The sequence below is a fragment of the Pseudomonas sp. SLBN-26 genome (genome assembly GCF_006715895.1).
Taxonomy (GTDB): Bacteria; Pseudomonadota; Gammaproteobacteria; order Pseudomonadales; family Pseudomonadaceae; genus Metapseudomonas; species Metapseudomonas otitidis.
The window spans coordinates 5,292,452-5,307,974 of sequence record NZ_VFOB01000001.1 but is presented as its reverse complement, the minus strand read 5'-3'; the positions used below and the strand labels follow the sequence as shown (position 1 = coordinate 5,307,974).

Here is a 15,523-nt window from a genome sequence, read left to right as displayed (position 1 = left end):
GCTGGCTAATGACGCCGCGGCTCGTGGCCGCGACGACGGATGGCGGATTGTGGCGCGAAACGCGCGGGGCGGGAAGGCGCGGGCGGCGCGCAGGCGCCGCCGTACAGGCTCAGTTGATCGGCGTGGCGGTGAGGTTGGCGCGGATGTCGGCGTTCTGCAGCTTGACGCCGTACATGGAGGTGACGGCCCCGCCGGTGGGGTGCACGTGCTGGACGCGGTCGATGTCCACTTCCTTGAAGTGGACGCGACCGTTCACCGCGAAGCCCAGCGGGTCGGGGGTGACGGGGGTGCAGCTGCTGCCGTTCTTGGTGCAGACCTTGGTGGGCGCGACGTCCAGGTTGAGGTCGGCGTTGAAGCCGTAGGTGTTGGCGTCGGGGTTCTTGGGGTCGCCGTCGGAGGTGTAGAAGTTATCCACAACCAGCTGGGCGCCGCTGCCGTTCACGCCGTTGACGCGGTCGGTCTCGAGGATGATCTGGTTGCGCTTCTCGTCGGTGGCGACGCCGTTGACGGAGCTGTCGATGGCGGTGTCGCGGACGAAGACGTTCTTCAGCTTGACCGAGACGCCTTCGTTGCCCCGGTCTTCCCAGCGGCCGCCGCTGGCGGAACAGGCGCTGGCGGTGGAACCGCTGCCGCCCACGCAGAGGGCGCCGGCCCCGCCGGAGCTGAGGGCGAGGGTGGAGCCCTGTTCGTAGCGCTTGAGCACCAGCCGGCCGAGGCTGGCGCCGGTGGCGCGGTCGCCCCAGCGCAGGTCGGAGACGTCGAGGTTGGACCAGTAGGTGCCCTTGCGCAGCTCGACGCCGTTGTTGGTGACGTCCACGGTGCCGTCGCGGAAGTGCATGTCGTAGCGGGTGCCGGACAGCCACAGGCCCTTGCCGGTTTCGTCCACGGTGATGGCGGCGCGGGCGTCGCTGACCACGAAGTCGGCGTTGTAGCCGATGCCGTCGCCCACCAGGCCGCCGGGCTTGAGGGTGATCTGGCCGTTGAGGGTGAAGTCGTAGGCCGGGAAGATTTCCATCAGCACCAGCAACTCGGTGCCGCCCTGCAGGGGTGCGTTGGCGCTGCCGACCCGCAGGCCGTCGAAGCTGTAGCTGCCCTTGAGGTTGTTGAGCCCCAGGCGCAGGCCGTCGAAGTGGCCGTTGTAGTTGCCCTTGCTCATGTCGCTCTGGGTGCCGGCGTAGCACCCGGTGGCGGCGCCGCCGGCGCAGCTGCGGGTGATGTCGAGGGTGAGCTGGCCGCTGCCGTAGGTGCGCAGGCCGCTGAACCACATGCTGTTGCCGTTATCGGTGAGCGAGACCGAGCTGTTGGCCATGTTCCAGCTGAGGTCGGCGGTGAGGCCGGTCAGCCCGGAGTTGGGGTCGCCGCCCGGGCGCAGGGCGATGCTGTTGCGGCGGCTGCCGTCGTCGACGAAGTTGAGGTCGATGCCGAGGCTGCCGAGCTTCTGGTTGGTGGGGTTGCCGAGGATCAGCCCGCCAAGGGTGGCGTTGAGCTTGAGGTCGGCGAAGGCGATCTGGACGAAGCTGCCATTGGCGTCCTGCACCAGGTCGAGGGTGAGGCCGTTGAGGCTGCGCAGGGTGCCGGAGAAGTTCTCGGCGCGGAGGATGCCTTCGTCCTGGTACTGGAACAGGCTGTTGCTGATGCTGACGTCGGTGCGCACCCGCAGGCCGGAGCCGCTGGCGCCGCCGCTGGAGACGCTGACGGTGCCGCCCAGGCGCAGGTCCATGTTGAGCTTGCCGAAGCTCTTGTCGGCGCCGGGGCCGCGCAGGTCGGGAGCGTCCGGGGTGACGGGGCTGGCCGTGGGGTCGCCGCTGGCCAGGTCGAGCCCGATGCCGCCGATGGCGGCGACGACGCGCGAGTTGCCAAGGTCGAGCTTGACGGCCTGGCCGTCGCCGCCGCTGACGATGTCGAGGTAGGCGTTGTTCAGGTAGGCGTCCAGGCTCATGCCCTTCACCACCAGGTCGTAGCCGTTGTCGCGGTAATAGAAGGTGACGTCGGAGAGCGACAGGCGGCTGTCGTCCACCGAGATGCCGGTGACGCCACTGGCGCCCCCGCCCTTGAGCTTGAGCACGCCGCCGAGGGTGTAGAAGGCGCGCAGGCCGCCGAAGCTGCGGGTGCTACCGCCCATTTCGACGCTGTTGACGTTCATGACCCGGGCGCCGCCCTGGTGCTGCACCTGCAGGCGGCCGCCGGTGACGTCCACCTGGGTGGTGGAGGTGGTGGTGGCGCCGGTGCGGGCCTGGTTGCTGACGCCCTTGAGGTTGAGGCTCTGGCCGTCCTCCTGGTAGCTGATGGAGCTGGCGGACCAGGTGCCGGTGGTGGTTTCCAGGGTGATGCCGTCCCGGCCGCTGACATCGGAGAGCGCGGAGTCATCCAGCGCCTGCATGGCCTGGGCCAGGGGGCTGAGGAGGATCGCGAACAACGCCACTGCACGCATCGCCTGCTCCTTCTTCTATTTGGGGAACACCAGCACGCTGCCTTGCATGCGGATGCTGCCGTCGATCCGGGCGGAAAAGATGTTGGTCTGCTGGTAGGTGGCGTCGCCGCCGTTGGCGACGGTGCCGGCCTTGTTGCGCCAGCCGCCCTGGTTGGCGACGGCGAAGGCGAAGCTGCCGTCCTTGAAGCGCACGTTGTTGGGCAGGCCCAGTTCGATCACGTCCTGGTTGAAGCCGGCGCTGGCGTCGTTGATGGCGCGGGTGCGCAGGGTCAGGCCCTCGAAGCTGAACACGCCCTTGAGGTTGTCCAGCACGTACCAGCCGCCGTTGGCTTCGGTGCGGATGGCGACGCGCATGCCGCAGGCTTCGGGGGTGCTGGCACCGGCGGTGGCGCAGCTGCGTTCGTTGACCGTCCACTGCGCGGGGTTGTTGCCGGCGGGGGTGTTCCACAGCACGCCGCCGGCCTTGTTGATGCTGAACTCGCCGGAGAGGTAGACCCCGCCCTGGCCGCTGGTGGCACTGAGGTCGGCGTCGTCCAGGGGCTTGAGTTCGGCCTGGGCGCCGGCGCTGGCGAGCAGCAGGGCCAGGGTGAGCAGACGGGTCCTAGAGGTCATGGCTGGTCACCTTCAGGTAGTTGATGCTGAGGCCGCCGATCTCGTTGTAGCCGAAGTTGTAGCCGCCGGTGGCGGGGTCGCCGGTGCCGGACTTGAGGTTGTTGATGATGATGCTGGTGCGCGGGGCGTTGGCGTAGAAGTCGTCGGCCAGGGCCTGCTTCTGCGCGGCGGTGGTGCCGGAGGCGGTGGGGTTCTGCAGCTCCAGCACGAACTGGCCGTTGCTGCTGACGTCGAACAGCAGCGGCTGGCTCTTGCCGTAGCCCAGCGCCACGGTGGCGTAGGCGCCGCTCATGAAGAGCGTGCGGTCGCGCTGCTGTTGGGCGGTGGTGCAGTTGGTGGTGCCGGCGGCGCAGGACATGAGCTGGATGCTCTTGGCGAAGACGTTCAGGCGCAGTTCGCCGACCATCTGGTTCTTCACCTTGTCGCCCCAGAGGCGCAGGTAGGAACCGTCCATGGCCAGTTCGGCGATGTCGAGGTTGATCACGTCGGTGCGCCCGGCGGCGACCTGGAAGTCGAAGCGGATGCCCAGGTCGACCTTCTCGCTGGCCCGGCTGGAGCAGGTGTTGCCGCCGGTGCTGTAGCCGCTGATGCAGGCCGACCCGCCGCTGGTGAGGCGCTCGGGGAAGGTGAACTCCAGCACCGAGATGCCGCTGGGGGTGGTCTGCACCCACTGCCCGGCGTCGTTGAGGGTGCGCATCGACTCGCCCCGGGCGAAGTTGAGGGTGAAAGGATGGTCGAGCCGGCCGATGGTCACCGGGTTGAGGTTGGCGCCGTTGTTGCTCCCGGTAGCCCCCAGGTAGAACTCCTTCACGGCGATGGGCACGTTCTGCCCGCTGCCGTTGGTGATGTCATTGAGGGTGATGGTGGCGCCGCTGGCGTCGAGCATCACCTTGTCCAGCACGAAGCCGATGCCGGCGCCGTCCACGGCGGACAGCTCGGAATCGTCCATGGCCTGCATCTCGGCGTTTGCCAGGGCCGGCAGCAGGCACGACAACAGGGCCAGGGTGCGCATGGTCAGCACCCCTTGGTGGCGGAGCCGAGGCAGGTGTCCTGGCGGGGGATGCCGTTGAACGCCTGCTCGAAGTCGATGTTGATCGGCGACACCATATTGCCGTTGGCATCCCGGTACTTGGGCATGTTCATGAAGGCGCCCTTGAGGGCGGTCATGAAGGCGTTGCTGTCCATGTCGCGCCAGGCTACGTCCTGGGTCTGCAGGGAGATGAAGAAGCCCTTGGCCGCGCCGTCCATGCCTGCCATGTTGCTGGTGTTGCCCACGGGCAGCGACTGGAACTGGGAGAGGTTGAAGCAGGTGGTCAGCGAGAGAATGCCGCAACCATTGGACTTGAACAGGCTGAGCAGGGCATTGGACAGCCCACCCAGGTTGCAGCCGCTGACGCAGGTCAGCGCGGTGCCATTAGTCAGGCCCGCCATGGTGCCGCGTACCGGGTCGGCATTGCCGCTGGAGTTCACCAGGGTCGCATCCGCCTGAAGCTTGGTATCGGCATCGATGCCTGCCAGCGTCAGCAGGAACTGGTCGAAGCCCGATGCGCTGTTGAAGATGGGTTTGGCGGTACCACTGATATGCACGGGGATGTTGCCGGTCAGGCTCTGGATATCCCCAGAAAGAACCCCCTTGGCCTCGCCAAAGCCGATGCGCACCCCCACCACCTGGTTGCCCGAATAGGCGAACTCGACGAAGGGGTTGGAGACCTTGAAGGGGTTGATGGAGTTGTCGGCATTGACGGTGCCGAGGGCGAAATTGTTGATCAGGATGTCCGACGAGCCGGCCGCCTCACCGGCGCGATCGTACTGGCCGAGCTGGAGCTTCTTGATGTTGAGCTGGGTGTCGACGTCCACCCCGAAGTTGACGCGGGTGTAGTTGATGCCGGCGTTGGCGTCGGTGGTCAGGTTGATGAAGGCCTGGCCGGTGATGGTCGAGAGTTCGGCGTCATCCAGGGCTTGCATCTGGGCCTGGGCACCGGTGGCCAGCAAGCTGGCGGCGAGCAGGAAGACAGCGCCCCTGAAGGGACTGCGAGACGGACGCATGGCGGGTTCCCTCACTTTTCTTGTTATCCGGGGCCGCTCCGGGGGCGGCACGATTCCGTGTTGCCACTATAGGGGCGCCCCTGCCATTTAGGCCCGACCCATAGGCGGGAAAAGGGCGGAATTGCATGGGCCCCGTACCGAGCTACCGTTGCGGTTGTTACCCAAATCCACACCCGGGCTTGCCGCCCTGGCTTAGGACTGGTGATGCGCCACCGCTATCCGCCCTCGGCGTTCACCCGTCTTTGGATAGCTGGGCGAGTACCGGGGCACCTGTTCAACTGCCGGCTCCAAACCAACAAGGAGCCGTTGCGATGCTAAAAGCCCAAACTCTTCCAATCGCTTTCTTTTCTCTAGGCTTCTCGCTTATGGCGATGGCTGCTGACTCCCAAAGCGAACTGGAGCGCCATGTCAGCTTCATGAAAGGCGAAACCGGGGAGATCGTGCCGACAAAACCTCGGGCGAAGCTGTTCGGGCGCCAAGCATTGGCCCTAACGAGCGCACCCAGCGGTACGCTGACCGTTGGAAAGATCATCACCTATGACGTAGTCAACTACAGCCCTTACAACGATGAGCCCATCGATACGAGCAGCTTCAACATGGTGATGATGGGCTATTCGTCGGAGAGGCCGGCGATAGGATCTGTCAGTGCCGGTCTTTCAGGGATAACCAACCTGGGGATTGCCAAAATAACCAAGAGCTTCAACAACCCACTGATTCCCGAGATGGATGAGCTATGCAACCTGACGCTCACCTCCACTGAAGATCTTCAGGGTTTGAATATTGGGGGCATTTATCTGCCGCTAACCAAAACCTGGACATCAACAAAAAACGGTACGGCCTACTACGACTACGCAGCAGTCGCATGGGATGGCGCACCAAACTTTCAGTACTACATCGATCAGCACGCCTTCTGCACCACCTTCGAATCCTTCAACAGCACCTACCCCAACGGCGCCTCGGTCCCGGTGACGCTGGTGCCCTGATCGCCCAGGTGACGCACTGCGTCAGTTTGCGACTGGCGCAGGAGGGGGGCCGGGAGCGTAGAATCGCCCCAGGCCATGCCAGGCCGTGCCTTCACGGCCTGGCATGTTTTCTGCTCCCACCCTGCCATGGCCGCCCTCCTCTCTCTCATGACCACAGACCCGGATTACGCCGACGCCCGCTGGGACGAACTGAAGAACCAGAACGACCTGGCCTGGGACCTCGACGCCATCACCGACCGCCAGCAGGCCATCGACTTCCTGCTGCGCTTCGAGAACCGCCTGTGCGTCTACTCCAGCTACGTGGAGAAGCTCTACAGCAACTACAGCTTCGTGGTGCCGGAGGAGGCCCACGGCAGCATCACCATCCTGCCCGACGAGCAGGCTTGGCATGACACCTTCAACGAGATCCCGCCGGAGGCGGTGCAGCCCACGGGCATCCACATCCTCCCTGGCGAGACCATGGGCCACACCGGCCTGTACCTGAAGATCCCCGGCGAGCATCGCCTGGCCGCCTCCCGCGAGGTGCCCTTCCAGGAGGGGCTGAAGCTGCTGATCCAGCGCTACCAGGCCAAGCACGACCACTTCCTGCCGGTGCTGGCCAAGGGTGACCTGCGCGAGTACGAGGCGCGCATGCCGTCGCTGCACCTGCACCGCGTCGACACCACGCGCCTGGGTCATCTGTCGCAGCTGGAGGTCAACACCATCAAGGCCGCCATCGCGGACCACCTGATCGGACTCTTCCGCCACGCCTGACCGGGTGCGGCACGCGATCCTTTGATCGCTTCGGGCTGATTCGTCGCCCCCCTCATGCAGTACAATCGCCCCCTTTTTCCTGGCAGGGACCGTCTCCCACGATGATCGAACCCAAGCGCGTCTTGCGCGCCCTCGCCGAACACTGGTCGCTGCTGGAGCCGCTGTGCGAGCGCTTCGATACGGGCACCCTGAGTCTGTCCGAGCTGCGCATGCAGGTCGGCGCCCAGTTGCCGGCGGGCACGCCCACCGATATCACCGCGTTGCTCGACCAGTGGATCCGCCTGGATATCCTGGTGCCGGTGGCCAAGAGCCCCAACCGCTTCGAGCTGAACGCCCAGATCCACGACTTCCTCGCCTACCTGCGCCGCGAACACCGCCTCGGCCTGTGCCTGGAGATCGAGGCCTACCTGCGCCATCTGGAGCGCCTGGCCGGGCACATCCAGGAAGCCTTCGAGATCCGCGACGGCAACGACCTGGCACGCCAGCTGCGCCTGCTGGACATGCGTGTGCGTGACGTGCTGAAGAAGCTCGACAACGACGAGCAGGCGCTGATGGGCGTGGCCGAGCGGGCCAAGACCAGCGACCGGCAGATTCCGCTGCGCCAGCGTTATGCCGAGGTCCTGGCGACCTGGGACGAGTACGTCGAGCCGATGATCCAGCTGGTGTCCGCCGATGGCGCCTTCGAGCAGGGCGTGCGCCGGGTGGAACAGGTGCTGCTCAAGCTGCTCGGTGAGCAGCAGCGCCTGGGCCAGCTGGTGGACGACGACCTGCTGCTGCGCACCCATGCGCGCATCCTGGAGATGCAGACCACGGCCCAGCTGACCCTGCGCAAGGCCCGTGAGCTGCTGCTGCCGCTGCGCGAGGAAGCGCGCCGGCACAACGCCGTGACCCGTGGCGCGGCCCTGGCGCTCTCGGTGATCCGCAAGAAGGGCCTGGATGGGGTGCCCCAGGCGGCGATGCCGCTGTTCACCCGGCCGCAAAGCACCTTCCTCGGCAGCGCGTCCCAGGTGGAGGCCTACGTCTACGCCCTGGCGCGCTTCGAGCCCAAGCCGGCGCACTTCCCCAAGGCCGGCGTTGGCCGCAAGGGCGCGCCGCCCAAGGCCCCGCGCACGGCACGGGAGATGATCGAGCGCTGCGAGCAGGCCCTGCCGCTGCCGGACCTGATGGCCTGGCTGCTGGAGCAGGAGCCGGACGGCGCCACCGACGAATTGCTGTACTGGTTCTCCCGCCTGTCGCGGGATGGCCGCTTCCAGCGCGAACGCCTCGAGCGCCGCGACTACCTCACCGCCGAGCATCAGGTCAGCCTGAGCTCCTTCGCCCTCATCAAGAGCGAAAACCATGCAACTTGATCTTTCCGAAATGACCCAGCTCCAGGCGATCTTCCGCGAGCTGTTCAAGGGCTATCACCTCTCCCGCAGCGAGCCGGAGTGCTACGCCCAGCTGTCCACCATGCAGGACCAGTACCGGGCGCTGTTCAAGGCCCTGGGCTTCGAGCTGGTGTGCGACCCGCGCGGCTTCTATTACTTCGTGCCCGAGCAGATGGGTGCGCAGGTGAACAAGACGGCGCAGCGCCTGGCGCTGTTCACCTTCATCCTGGTGGAGCACCTGGCCGACCAGGGCCGCGACCCGCTGGCGGTGCTCGACGGCGGCAGCATCGGCCGTGACGAGCTGCCGGCCCTGCTGGACAAGTACCGCGACCTGTTCCTGCAGGCCGAGGTGACCACCCATGAGGAGCTGGAGGAGAAGATCATCCGCCGCCTCACCCAGCTGGGCTTCGCCGAGGACAGCAACGGTGTGTACCGCTTCCTGCCGCCGATGCACCGCTTCCTCGATGTGTGCCTGTCGGTGCAGCACGACCGCGACCTGGCGGCCAGCCTGCACAGCACCGACCTGCCGCTGCAGGCGCCGGTGCTGATGGACGACGACGGCGACGAGCCCATCGTCAGCCTCGATCCGCAGGAGAGTCCTGTGGATGAGTCCGAAGAAGACGCCCTGGCCCGCGCCATGGCCGAAGAGCGCGCTGCACAGGAGATCGACGCATGAGCCAGGAACGCTACGGCATCCGCCGCTTCGCCCTGCTGAACACCGCCGGCTACAGCCTGGGCCTGTTCCCGCTGGAGAACCCGCTGTCGGTCTACGGCGCCAACAACCTGGGCAAGTCCGCGTCGATCAACGCGCTGCAGTTCCCCATCCTGGCGCGCATGTCGGACATGAGCTTCGGCAAGTACAGCCTGGAGCAGTCGCGCAAGTTCTACTTCGCCACCGACACCAGCTACATCCTCGTGGAGGTGTCCCTGCCCCACGGCCCGCACGTGATCGGCGTGGCCGGTCGCGGCCCGGGTGGCGGTTTCGGTCACCAGTTCTTCGCCTACCAGGGCAGCCTGGACCTGGACCACTACCAGAAGAACGGCACCTGCCTGCGCCAGCGCGAGCTGTTCGCCAACCTGGAGCGCGAGGGCATCAAGGCCTACGAGCTGAAGCCCGATGAGCTTCGCCGTCTGCTGGTGGGCGGGCATACCTCGATCCCGCTGGACCTGACGCTGATCCCGCTGCGCTCCACCAGCGAGCACAGCCTGAAGACCTTCCGCGCGCTGTTCATCAACCTGCTGCACATGCGCGAGATCACCGCGGCCAAGCTCAAGCAGCTGTTCCTCGATGCGTTCGAGCACAGCCTGCGCTCGGGCAGCGTGGACTACATCGCGGCCACCGAAGAGGCCTTCCGCGATGTGCGCCGCATGGAGCAGGACTACCAGGCGCTGGTGGCCGCCGGCCCGCTGGTGGAGGCACTGGCCAACGGCGTGACCCAACGCGAGATCCTGCGCGGCAAGCTGCATCGCCTGTCGCCCCTGCTGGATTCGCTGCTGGGCACCTGGCACGACTATTCGGGCGCGCGCCGCGAGGAGCTGGTGATCCAGGCCGAGCACTACCGCAGCGAGCAGGACGGCCTGCAGAACGAGCAGCGCGGTGGCACCACCGAGCTGATGCGCCTGGAGCGCGAGATCACCGAGACCCAGCGCTGGCTGGGTGAGCTGGCGGTGCTGAAGAACCGCTTTGCGCTGGTGGAAGACGCCAAGGTGCTGGAACAGCAACTGCTGGCCGCGAAGGACGCCCACGACGAGCTGGCCGGTGCGCTGGCGCAGTCCCGCCAGTTCTCCACCGAGGACCTGGACGAGCGCGTGCGCGATCTGGAGAAGCGCCTGAAGGCGGTGAAGCAGCAGCTCGACCATGCCGACAACAACAGCTACTCGCGCCTGCGCGAGGAGTTCTCCCAGGCCGACGTGGATCGCCTGATGCGCCTGTTCAACGGCCAGCTGTTCAGCCTGCCGCTGGGCGAGAAAGGCATCCAGCTGGATGACGCGGACGCCTGGGTGAAGACCCTGGAAGCGGTGCTGGATGGCTTCAAGGGCGATCACTTCATCGTCCCTGGCCTGGAGGTGGACCTTTCCCACATCGAGCCGCCGGCCCTGCAGGCCCTGGCCGACCGGGCGGCGCTGCGCGACCAGAAGGACCGCCTGGAGCGCGAGCTGAAACAGCTGAAGACCCAGCAGTCCGTGGCCGCCGACCGTTCCGCGAGCAAGGCCCAGGCCGAGCAGCTGTACCAGGCGGTGCTGGATGCGCAGAAGGCCCTGGAGGACTTCCGCAAGACCCAGACCCTGACCGCCGAGGAGCCCGCCAAGCTGGAGAAGCTGGCGGTGCTGGAGGCCTCGCAGGACGAGCTGAAGCGCTCCAGCGATGCGTTCACCGAGCGCGTCCAGCAGCTGTCCGCCAAGCTGCAGCTGGTGGGCCGTCAGCTGGCCGACCTGGAAGCCAAGGAACGTACCCTGGAGGACGCGCTGCGCCGTCGCCAGCTGCTGCCGGCCGACCTGCCCTTCGGTACGCCGTTCACCGACCCGGTGGACGACAGCCTCGATAACCTGCTGCCGCTGCTCAACGACTACCAGGACACCTGGCAGGCGCTGCAACGCATCGATGGCCAGATCGACGCGCTCTATGCCCAGGTCCGCCTGAAGGGCGTGGCGAAGTTCGACAGCGAGGAAGATGCCGAGCGTCGCCTGCAACTGCTGATCAACGCCTACGCCCACCGCCAGGACGAGGCCCTGACCCTGGCCAAGGCCCGCCGTGCGGCGGTGACCGACATCGCCCGGACCCTGCGCAACATCCGCAGCGACTACGACAACCTGGAACACCAGCTGGCGCTGTTCAACCGCGAGATCAACAAGCGGCAGGTGTCGAACCTGGCGAGCTTCCGCATCGTGCTGGCGCCGAACAAGGATGCGCTGCGCCACATCGACCAGATCATCCACAGCGCCGGCCAGTACGAGGAAGGCGAGACCCTGTCGGTGTTCGACCTGACCCAGTCCGCCGAGCAGGACGCGAAGAACGAGGAGGCCAAGGAGTACCTGGCACGCCTGGTGGCGGCCAACGGCAACCAGCTGGGCCTGAAGGACCTGTTCGAGCTGGCGTTCGAGATCACCAAGGTGCATGGCCAGCCGGTGATCCACACGGACATCGATGGCGCGGCGTCCAACGGTACGACCATGACCATCAAGGCGCTGACCAACATGTACCTGCTGCTGCACCTGATGGACCGCGAGCAGGCCGGGCGCATCCGCCTGCCCTACTACCTGGACGAGGCGGCGGACATCGACGAGCGCAACCAGCAGGCGCTGATCGAGACCAGCGCGCAGTTGGGCTTCACGCCCATCCTGGCGTCGGTGAAGCCGCAGGTTTCGGCCCACGTGGCCATCGACCTGGAAGGCGGCAGCGGCCCGAACGGCATCTACATCGACGAGGCGGACTGGAAGTTCATCAAGCCCCGCGAGAAGGCGGCCAGCCCGGCCACCGCCGAGGCGACGGGCTCCGAGGTGGAGCCCGCCTGACCGGGATGCTGTTTCGCTGACAACAAAAAGGGCCGCTTCGCGGCCCTTTTTGTTATCGGGGTGGGGTCATTTGCCGAGTTCGATCTTCGGTGCCCACTTCAACCACTCTTCGTTGAGTTCGTCGTGCAGGGCGAAGGTCTGGCCGGGGATGGCCGGGCTGCCCATCTGGGCGTTGTCCGGGGTGGCGAAGGCGATGCCGCCTTCCAGCAGCGCTTCGAGGGACTCGGTGCGCACCTTCACGCCCTTGAACAGGCCGGCGTCGATACCAACGCCGCTGGCATTCCAGAAGCGCGTGCCGCTGCGGACCAGGGGCGCGTAGCGGGGCTCGATGAGGATGTGGATCAGCACCCGGTCGGCGGAGCTGCCGAGTTCGAAGCTCTCCACCTTGCCCACCGGCACTTCGCGGTAGCTGACCACGACGCCGGGCTTGATGGAACCCCGGCGGGCGGTGCTGAGGGTGACGCGCAGGCCCTCTTCCCGGGCGATGGTGGACGGCGGCTGGGCCAGGGCGGTGAAGCGCGTCTGGCTGGCGCCCTTGCGGGAGGACGGCTGGACTTCGAGGTACTGGCCGCTGACCAGGGTGTCGAGGTTGGCGGTGCGCACCAGGCCGAGCTCGGGCTTGACCACCCAGAACTGGGTGCCTTCGCGGGCGATGCGCTCGGCGGACTCGGTGATGCGGGCGACCACGACGACGCGGCTGAGGTCGTCCGCCAGGGAGATGCGTTCGACGCTGCCGACGTCCAGGCCCTTGTAGCGGACCGGGGTGCCTTCGCGCAGGCCGTCGGCCTGGGGCATGAGGATCTCCACCAGGGTGCCTTTGCCGAGGGCGAGGTTCTCGTTGTCGTAGAGGGTGAAGCGCCGCGGCTTGGTGACGGGGGTGGCCTTGGCGTCGGGGGTGGCGAAGGCGATGCCGCCGGCGAGCAGGGTCTGCAGGGACTCGCTCTTCACTTCGACGCCGGAGAGTCCGCCCTTGATGCTGACGCCGCTGACGTTCCAGAAGCGGGTGGATTCGTTCACCAGGGAGGCGAACTCGGGCTCGATGTGCACGCCGACCACGACGCGCTGGTGGTCGCGGGAGAGCTGGTAGCTCTGGATGCTGCCGACACGCATCTGCTTGTAGAGGATGGGGCTGCCGACATCGAGGGAGCCGAGCTTGTCGCTGGTGAGCACCAGGTGCAGGCCGGGGGCGTCGGTGTTGAGCGGCGGGGCCTTGGGCCGGGCGGTGAACTCACGGGTGGGGGTGCCGCTCTTGGCGAAGCGCACGGCGATGTAGTTGCCCTTCACCAGCGCTTCGATGCCGCTGATGCCGGCGAGGGAGATGGAGGGTTTGACCGTCCAGAACTCGGTGCCTTCGACGAGGAAGTCTTCGGTGCGGGGCTCCATGGTCAGTTCGGCGGTGGCGCCGGCGAAGTTCTTGTCCATGTCGAGCTTCTTGAGGGTGCCGACCTGGACGCCGTTGTACATGACGGGGGTGTTGCCGGGGTTGAGGCCGCTGACGTCTTCCATCCGCAGCAGGACCTTGAGGCCCGCCTCGGCTGCCTCGAAGCCGTCGTAGAGGCGGAAAGGGATGGTGGAGTCGGTGGGCGGGCTGTCCTGGCGGTTCTCGGGCGTGGCGAAGGCGATGCCGCCGGCGGCCATGCTGAGCAGCGATTCGGTGCGGATCTTGACCCCGGAGAGGCCGGCGGTGACGTTGAGGCCGCTGGCGTTCCAGAAGCGGGTGTGTTTGCGCACAAGGTGGGCGTAGGGCTGTTCGACCAGCACCTTGATCTCAACGGTGCGCTGGTCGGCGGCGAGCTGGTAGCTCTTCACCTGGCCGACCTGGATCTGCCGGTAGTAGACGGGGCTGCCCTGTTCCAGCGAGCCGAGGCGCTCGGCCTTGAGGGTGATGTGCAGGCCGGGCAGCGAGTCGGAGAGCGGCGGCGGTTCGGCGAGGGCGTGGTACTTGCGCTCGGGCTCGCCCTTGACCGGGTCGATGGCGATGTAGATGCCGGAGACGAGGGTTTCCAGCCCGGTGACGCCGGCGAGGGAGACGCGGGGGCGGACCAGCCAGAAGCGGGTTTCCTTGCTCAGGTAGGGCTCGGCCTCCTTGAGCACTTCGACTGTGGCGACCACGCCCTTGATGTCGTCGCTGACGTGCAGGTCGGTGACCTTGCCGACCTGGATGCCCTTGTACATGAGCTGGGTCTTGCCGACCTGGATGCCTTCGCCGTTCTCGAAGTAGATGGTGATGTTGATCCCGGCTTCGTTCATGGACTTCCAGCCCAGCCAGAGGCCGATCGCGAGGGCGATCAGGGGCAGGACCCAGATGGCGGACCAGTTGGTGGTTTTCTTCTTCGTGGGCTTGGGCAGGTCAGCCATGCTCGTCGTCCATATCGGTATTGTCCCAGATGAGTCGGGGGTCGAAGGTCACTGCCGCCACCATGGTGAGGACCACGACGCTGGCGAAGGCCGCGGCGCCGATATTGGCCTCGATGCTGGCGAGGTTCCCGAAGTTGACCAACGCCACGAGGATGGCGATCACGAAGATGTCCAGCATGGACCAGCGGCCGATCCATTCGATGAATCGGTACATGAGGATGCGCTGGCGGGCGGACATCGGTTGGTGGCGTTGTACGGAGTAAAGCAGCAGGGCGATGCCCACGAGCTTGAAGGTGGGCACGAGAATGCTGGCGGTGAAGACGACCAAGGCGATGGGCAGCATGTCGGCGTGGATCAGCTCGATGACGCCTTCCATGATGGTGGAGGGCGAGCCCTTGCCGAAGAAGTTGACCGTCATGATCGGCAGCACGTTGGCCGGGATGTAGAGGATGGTGGCAGTCAGCAGCAGGGCCCAGGTACGTACCAGGCTGTCGGGCCGGCGGGGGTGAAGACGGGAGCCGCAGCGGGTGCAGTTGGGGGCTTCGTCATCCGGGTCCGGCCGGTTGAGCTGATGGCATTCGCCACAGACGAGGATGCCGGCATCAAGCGCTCTCACTGGCGTGCCCTCCTTCGTCCAATGCGTCCCAGACCTGATGGGGCGACATGGTGACTTCGAGCCAGACCTGGGACAGCAGCAGGCCGATGAAGCAGGCCAGGCCGATGCCGAGGTGCAGGTCGGCGAGGTCGATCAGTTTGACGATGCTGACGAGGATGCCCATGAGGTAGACCTCGAGCATCCCCCACTCACGCAGGTGGTGATACAGGCGGTACAGGTGCAGGCCCACCACCTGGTAGCGCTGCCAGCGTATGCACAGCAGGACCAGCAACTGGCAGACGAGTTTGAGGAGGGGGATGACCATGCTGCAGAGGAACACCAACACGGCGACGCCCTGCATGCCGCTGTCGTAGAGGCCGAGCACGCCGGTCCAGATGGTGTCCTGGGTGGTCTGCCCGAGCAGGTTGAGCTTCATGATGGGCAGGAAGTTCGCCGGTACGAACAGCAGCAGGGCGGTGAGCACGAGGGCCATGGCCCGTCGCTCCATATGCGCACGGTGGACGATCAGCTCGTAGCCACAACGGGGGCAGCAGGCTTTCTGCTCCTCTTCGACGTGCTGGCGATGCATCAGCAGGTCGCATTCGGGACAGGCGAGCAATTCCTCCAGGGGGTATTCGGACAACGGGCGGACTTCAGCCGAGTCAGGCATACGGGGAGCTCACGAAGATTCGCGCTTATTCTAGACGAGCACAGCCTCAAAAGAGACTGCCCGAGTGTGACTGCATCTGGCAGGGCGAGGTTCATTTCTCGCCCTGTTCCAAGGCCTGCACCTGGAGTGTTCGTGCACTGCAACAGCGTTTTAGCCGGCTGTATGCGCGTCGGAGTTCAGTGCGATTTTTCTTTC

12 protein-coding genes are annotated in these 15,523 nt (G+C 66.1%); 5 read left to right on the top strand and 7 right to left on the bottom strand.

Annotation, left to right across the window (positions count from 1 at the left end):
- Nucleotides 1-109: 109 nt before the first annotated feature.
- From FBY21_RS24565 to FBY21_RS24550, 4 genes are read right to left on the bottom strand one after another with little or no spacing between them, the layout of a single operon-like run.
- The gene (locus FBY21_RS24565; RefSeq protein WP_142014422.1) at nt 110-2,431 is read right to left on the bottom strand and encodes a DUF6160 family protein; all 2,322 of its coding nucleotides are present in this window, start codon (nt 2,429-2,431) and stop codon (nt 110-112) included.
- 15 nt (nt 2,432-2,446) lie between these two features.
- Nucleotides 2,447-3,043: a DUF6160 family protein gene (locus tag FBY21_RS24560; protein ID WP_069562605.1), complete on the bottom strand. Its 597-nt coding sequence runs from the start codon at nt 3,041-3,043 to the stop codon at nt 2,447-2,449.
- Nucleotides 3,033-4,055: a hypothetical protein gene (locus tag FBY21_RS24555; protein ID WP_044407842.1), complete on the bottom strand. Its 1,023-nt coding sequence runs from the start codon at nt 4,053-4,055 to the stop codon at nt 3,033-3,035. The genes FBY21_RS24560 and FBY21_RS24555 overlap by 11 nt, the downstream gene beginning before the upstream one ends.
- Before the next feature lie 2 nt (nt 4,056-4,057).
- On the bottom strand, nt 4,058-5,089 hold the full coding sequence (locus FBY21_RS24550; RefSeq protein WP_142014418.1) for a DUF6160 family protein: 1,032 nt from the start codon (nt 5,087-5,089) through the stop codon (nt 4,058-4,060).
- A 311-nt stretch (nt 5,090-5,400) separates the two neighbouring features.
- On the opposite strand from FBY21_RS24550, the gene FBY21_RS24545 reads away from it, so the two are divergent.
- The 5 genes from FBY21_RS24545 to mksF all read left to right on the top strand — a co-directional run bounded on the left by FBY21_RS24545 (nt 5,401) and on the right by mksF (nt 11,705).
- A complete protein-coding gene (locus FBY21_RS24545) occupies nt 5,401-6,072 on the top strand; it encodes a hypothetical protein (RefSeq protein WP_142014415.1) in 672 nt (223 codons plus the stop codon).
- 147 nt (nt 6,073-6,219) lie between these two features.
- On the top strand, nt 6,220-6,825 hold the full coding sequence (locus tag FBY21_RS24540) for a hypothetical protein (protein WP_142014411.1): 606 nt from the start codon (nt 6,220-6,222) through the stop codon (nt 6,823-6,825).
- A gap of 101 nt (nt 6,826-6,926) precedes the next feature.
- Entirely contained in the window at nt 6,927-8,174 is a 1,248-nt protein-coding gene (mksB, locus tag FBY21_RS24535; protein WP_142014407.1) for an Mks condensin complex protein MksB, read from the top strand.
- Complete coding sequence (gene mksE, locus FBY21_RS24530; RefSeq protein WP_069566494.1) at nt 8,164-8,868, top strand: Mks condensin complex protein MksE; 705 nt, start codon at nt 8,164-8,166, stop codon at nt 8,866-8,868. Before mksB ends, mksE begins: the two co-directional genes overlap by 11 nt.
- A complete protein-coding gene (mksF, locus tag FBY21_RS24525) occupies nt 8,865-11,705 on the top strand; it encodes an Mks condensin complex protein MksF (protein ID WP_044407833.1) in 2,841 nt (946 codons plus the stop codon). The genes mksE and mksF overlap by 4 nt, the downstream gene beginning before the upstream one ends.
- Nucleotides 11,706-11,771: 66 nt before the next feature.
- On the opposite strand, the gene FBY21_RS24520 is transcribed toward mksF, so the two are convergent.
- Genes FBY21_RS24520 through FBY21_RS24510 form a run of 3 tightly spaced genes read right to left on the bottom strand, consistent with a single transcriptional unit; the run spans nt 11,772 to nt 15,328 of the window.
- Complete coding sequence (locus FBY21_RS24520; protein ID WP_044407831.1) at nt 11,772-14,063, bottom strand: PqiB family protein; 2,292 nt, start codon at nt 14,061-14,063, stop codon at nt 11,772-11,774.
- Nucleotides 14,056-14,679 (bottom strand): paraquat-inducible protein A, encoded by a 624-nt coding sequence (locus FBY21_RS24515; protein WP_142014403.1) that lies wholly within the window; start codon nt 14,677-14,679, stop codon nt 14,056-14,058. The genes FBY21_RS24520 and FBY21_RS24515 overlap by 8 nt, the downstream gene beginning before the upstream one ends.
- Nucleotides 14,666-15,328 carry a paraquat-inducible protein A gene (locus tag FBY21_RS24510; RefSeq protein ID WP_044407827.1) on the bottom strand — a complete coding sequence of 221 codons (663 nt, stop codon included), beginning with the start codon at nt 15,326-15,328 and terminating at the stop codon, nt 14,666-14,668. Before FBY21_RS24510 ends, FBY21_RS24515 begins: the two co-directional genes overlap by 14 nt.
- Between the last annotated feature and the right edge of the window lie 195 nt (nt 15,329-15,523).

What these genes read in the sequence shown, in the direction of transcription:
- FBY21_RS24565 (WP_142014422.1), bottom strand. Translation starts at nt 2,431, where the DNA reads ATGCGTGCAGTGGCGTTGTTCGCGATCCTCCTCAGCCCCCTGGCCCAG.
- FBY21_RS24560 (WP_069562605.1), bottom strand. Translation starts at nt 3,043, where the DNA reads ATGACCTCTAGGACCCGTCTGCTCACCCTGGCCCTGCTGCTCGCCAGC.
- FBY21_RS24555 (WP_044407842.1), bottom strand. Translation starts at nt 4,055, where the DNA reads ATGCGCACCCTGGCCCTGTTGTCGTGCCTGCTGCCGGCCCTGGCAAAC.
- FBY21_RS24550 (WP_142014418.1), bottom strand. Translation starts at nt 5,089, where the DNA reads ATGCGTCCGTCTCGCAGTCCCTTCAGGGGCGCTGTCTTCCTGCTCGCC.
- FBY21_RS24545 (WP_142014415.1), top strand. Translation starts at nt 5,401, where the DNA reads ATGCTAAAAGCCCAAACTCTTCCAATCGCTTTCTTTTCTCTAGGCTTC.
- FBY21_RS24540 (WP_142014411.1), top strand. Translation starts at nt 6,220, where the DNA reads ATGACCACAGACCCGGATTACGCCGACGCCCGCTGGGACGAACTGAAG.
- mksB (WP_142014407.1), top strand. Translation starts at nt 6,927, where the DNA reads ATGATCGAACCCAAGCGCGTCTTGCGCGCCCTCGCCGAACACTGGTCG.
- mksE (WP_069566494.1), top strand. Translation starts at nt 8,164, where the DNA reads ATGCAACTTGATCTTTCCGAAATGACCCAGCTCCAGGCGATCTTCCGC.
- mksF (WP_044407833.1), top strand. Translation starts at nt 8,865, where the DNA reads ATGAGCCAGGAACGCTACGGCATCCGCCGCTTCGCCCTGCTGAACACC.
- FBY21_RS24520 (WP_044407831.1), bottom strand. Translation starts at nt 14,063, where the DNA reads ATGGCTGACCTGCCCAAGCCCACGAAGAAGAAAACCACCAACTGGTCC.
- FBY21_RS24510 (WP_044407827.1), bottom strand. Translation starts at nt 15,328, where the DNA reads ATGCCTGACTCGGCTGAAGTCCGCCCGTTGTCCGAATACCCCCTGGAG.